Consider the following 3,796-nt stretch of genomic DNA (forward strand, 5'->3'; position numbering starts at 1 on the left):
TCGCCCGGCGCGCGCTGGCCGAACCGGGCCCGACGGACACCTTCGACGGCGCCGACGCCGCGCTGGCCGATGCCGCGGGCCGTCCGGACCTGCTGGGGAGCCTGCTGCGGGTGGTCGCGGCCGACGGCACCCTCGTCGAACCCGGCGCACCTGCCGCACGCTGGGACGATCTCGTCGCCGAGGCGGTGCCGGGCGACCCGGCCCCCCGTCCGTACCTCGTGGCGCTCGGACCCGACCGTGGTCGGTACCGCGTCGGCCCGGTCGCCCAGCTGCGCATCGGACCGCTCACCACACCGGTGGCCGCCGGGCTGCAGGAGCAGTGGCTGGCCGCGGGCGGTGGGGCGCACGCCGCCCGAGCCGTCATCGCCGTGCACAGCGTCGAGGCGATCGGCGTGCTGCTCGGCCAGGGCGCGCTCGTGCACGGCCCGGCCGCCCGTCCCGTCGCAGCCTTCACCCGCCACCCGGTCGGCATCGGCTGGGTGGACGGTCCGCGCGGGCTGCTCGTGCACCGGTACGCGGTCGACGAGCGGGGCACGGTGACGGCCGCGACGATCCTCACCCCGACCGCGCAGAACGAGCCGTGGCTGGCCGCGCTGCTCGCCACGGCCGCCGGGGTGGACCAGGCGGGTGCGACCGTGTCGGCCCTCGACATGGAGGACGCGATCCGCGAGGCCGACCCGTGCCTGCCGTGCTCCTCGGCACCGGCCGGGACGATGGGGCTGCAGGTGGACTCGGTGCCGGTCGGCGCACCGACCGGCACGACGACCAGGAGCGCATGATGTGCATCGGGGTGCCCGCACTCATCACGGCGATCAGCGGCGACGTGCTGCCGATGGCGACCGTCGACCTCGCCGGTCAGCAGCAGGAGTGCTGCCTGGCCTACGTGCCCGACGCGCAGGTCGGCGACCACGTCCTGGTGCAGAACGGGTTCGCCGTCGACCTGCTCGACCCGGAGGCCGCGGCCGCCTCGCTCGCCGCATTCGTCGAGCTCGGCGTCATCGCACCACCCGCCCCGTAGGGCCGGCCGCGGCGGACCGCGGCCGGCACCACGCTCACGCCTCGACGGCCTCGAACGTCAGGCTCACCGAGTTCATGCAGTAGCGCTGACCCGTCGGGGTGGACGGGGCGTCGTCGAACACATGACCCAGGTGCGAACCGCACCGGGCGCACAGCACCTCGGTGCGGACCATGCCGAGGCTCGTGTCGGTGCGCTCCACCACGGCCTCGCCGGCCAGCGGGGTGAAGAAGCTCGGCCAGCCGCAGTGCGAGTCGAACTTGGCGTCCGACCGGAACAGCTCGGCGGAGCAGGCCCGACACCGGTACACCCCGGCGCGGTGCTCGTCGAGCAGGGCACCGGTCCAGGCTCGTTCGGTACCGGCCCGGCGCAGCACCGCGAACTCCTGGGGCTCCAGCTCGAGCTGCCACTGCTCGTCGGTCTTCTCGATCTCGTACGTCATCGGTTCCTCCTGAGGGGTCGCTCGCACGGGTGAAACAGCGGCCGGGGCCACCTCGTTCCCGCGAGGTCTCCCGGGCGGGGTGGACGGGCGTCTAGCGTGTGCCCTGGCGCGCAGCTGCGCGCGTCTCCCGAGTGGTGCGAAGGGGTGGGAGTGCTCTCCTCCGGCCATCGACCGTTCCGGTTGACGCGGTACTTCGTGCTGGTCAGCGGCGTGTCGATGGCGGTGCTCGGCATCGTGCTCGTCATGGTCACGTCGTCGGTGCTCAACGAGCAGAGCGCCCGGACCGCGACCGCCTCGGCGCACGACCTCATGGGCTACGCGGTGCGCCCGCTCGACGTGCCGACGCTGCGGTCCGGGACGTTGAGCCGTCAGCAGCGGGACGCCGTCCAGGAGACCGTCGGCCGGTTCACCGACCGGATGGTCGACCTCACGTTGTGGACGACGTCGGGTGCACTCGTCTACTCCACGACGGACGACCGGAGCTCGACCGCCCGCGACCCGCTGAGCTTCACCAAGGCGCTGACCGAGGAACGCCCGCAGACCTTCGCGACGACCGACGTCACGCTCGGGCCCGACGGCACGGTGCGCCGTCCCGTGCTGGACATCTACCTGCCGGTGCACGCCGCCGACGTCAACGGCCCCGGGGGAGGCCGCTCGGACACCGTCGTCGCGGTCGCGCAGATCCGGCTGGACGACTCCGAGGCCCGCGCCGGGGTGTCCGAGGCCGTCCGACAGGTCACCGCCGCCGTCGTGATCGGGCTGGTGGCGCTGTGGCTCGTGCTGCTGCGCACCGTGCACACGACGTCACGCCGGCTGCGCGCCGTGGCCCGGGAGAACGCCCGGCTCGCCCTGCTCGACTCGCTCACCGGGCTGCCCAACCGGCGGCTGCTCGCCGATCGGATGCGGCAGGCGATCGACCAGGCGAGGCGCGACGAGGGGCGCGTCGGGCTGGTGCTGCTGGACATCGACCGGTTCAAGGACATCAACGACACCCTCGGCCACGACCGGGGCGACGAGCTGCTCGAGCAGGTGGCCGAACGGATGCGCGGCTCGCTGCGCGACGACGACCTGGTGGCCCGGCTCGGCGGTGACGAGTTCGCGATCCTGCTGCCCCAGGTCGCCTCCGTGGACGACGCCCGCCGGCTCGCCGAACGGGTCGGCACGCTGTTCGACCCGCCGTTCGAGCTGGGCGACCTGGTGCTGCACGTCGAGCCGTCGATCGGGGTGGCGTGCCTGCCTGACCACGCCGACGACGCGTCCTCCCTCATGCGCACGGCCGATGTCGCGATGTACCGGGCCAAGCACTCCCGGACGGGTGTCGCGGTGTACTCGGCGCACACCGACAAGTCCTCGACCGTGCGGCTGCAGCTGCTCGGCGAGCTGCACCAGGCCTTGCGCGAGTCGCGGCAGGACGAGCTGCAGATGTACTTCCAGCCCAAGGTCGACCTCTCGACCGGGCGCACCGTCGGGTACGAGGCACTCATGCGCTGGCACCACCCGCAGCGCGGGATCCTCACCCCGGACCTCTTCGTGCCGCTGGCCGAGCAGTCCGGCGTCATCCGTGACCTCACCCGGCACGCCCTGGCCAGCAGCGTCGCCCAGCTCGCGCAGTGGCGTGCCCAGGGGTGGCACGTGCCGGTCGCGGTCAACCTCTCGGCGCACGACGTGACGAGCGAGACGATCGTCGAGGAGATCTCGGCGCTGCTCACCCGGTACGACGTGCCGGCGAGGCTGCTGGAGGTCGAGATCACCGAGACCGCCCTCGTGTTCGAACCGGCGCGGATCGTCCCCGTGCTGGCCCGGCTGGGGCGACTCGGCGTGCAGGTCGCGATCGACGACTTCGGGATCGGGTCGACGTCGATCTCCCAGCTGCGCACGCTGCCGGTGGACACGCTCAAGATCGACCGGCTGTTCATCCGGGACCTCACCGAACCGGAGCGCGAGGCCCCCGAGGTGATCGTGCAGGCGATGGTCGACCTGGCGCACAGCTTCGGCCTGTCGGTGGTGGCCGAGGGCGTCGAGGACGAGCAGACCGCCGTCGTCCTCACCCACCTGGGCGTCGACCAGGCGCAGGGGTACTTCTTCGCCCGGCCGCTGCCGGCCGACCGGTTGGAGCCGCCGCACCTGGCCGGGCCGGCGCGGATCGACGGGCTGGCCGGCCCGCGGCTGTGGTGAGAGCCCCCTCGTCGTCGAGGGGTCAGCCGTCGAGCGCACGCCCGGGCAGCAACGTGCCGGCCGGGTCGTAGCGCACCGCCAGGGCGCGCAGCCTGCTCGCGGTCGAGGCGCCGAACACCCGGTCGGCCCAGACCCGGCCCGCACCGTCGTCCAGCCCGGCGAGC

General features: G+C 73.4%; 4 protein-coding genes. 3 read left to right on the top strand and 1 reads right to left on the bottom strand.

Annotation, left to right across the window (positions count from 1 at the left end; all coding sequences use genetic code 11):
• Window positions 1-779: hypothetical protein (locus F2B26_RS14930; protein ID WP_201292768.1), on the top strand; the 779-nt coding region annotated here is incomplete at its 5' end.
• Complete coding sequence (locus F2B26_RS14935; RefSeq protein WP_159810713.1) at window positions 779-1,018, top strand: HypC/HybG/HupF family hydrogenase formation chaperone; 240 nt, start codon at window positions 779-781, stop codon at window positions 1,016-1,018. The genes F2B26_RS14930 and F2B26_RS14935, both read left to right, overlap by 1 nt.
• A 34-nt stretch (window positions 1,019-1,052) precedes the next feature.
• Here F2B26_RS14935 and msrB read toward each other — a convergent pair whose 3' ends face one another.
• Window positions 1,053-1,457 (bottom strand): peptide-methionine (R)-S-oxide reductase MsrB, encoded by a 405-nt coding sequence (msrB, locus tag F2B26_RS14940; RefSeq protein WP_159810715.1) that lies wholly within the window; start codon window positions 1,455-1,457, stop codon window positions 1,053-1,055.
• A 180-nt stretch (window positions 1,458-1,637) separates the two neighbouring features.
• Here msrB and F2B26_RS14945 point away from each other — a divergent pair, with 180 nt between their 5' ends.
• Window positions 1,638-3,632, top strand: a complete 1,995-nt coding sequence (locus F2B26_RS14945; protein ID WP_235929703.1) for a putative bifunctional diguanylate cyclase/phosphodiesterase — start codon at window positions 1,638-1,640, stop codon at window positions 3,630-3,632.
• The last annotated feature ends 164 nt before the right edge of the window (window positions 3,633-3,796 follow it).

It is taken from the genome of Cellulomonas citrea (assembly GCF_009829685.1).
In the GTDB taxonomy this organism is placed as follows: Bacteria; Actinomycetota; Actinomycetes; order Actinomycetales; family Cellulomonadaceae; genus Cellulomonas; species Cellulomonas citrea.

Excerpts from the sequence above, each read along its gene's own strand:
- msrB (WP_159810715.1), bottom strand. The coding sequence starts at position 1,457 with ATGACGTACGAGATCGAGAAGACCGACGAGCAGTGGCAGCTCGAGCTG.
- F2B26_RS14935 (WP_159810713.1), top strand. The coding sequence starts at position 779 with ATGTGCATCGGGGTGCCCGCACTCATCACGGCGATCAGCGGCGACGTG.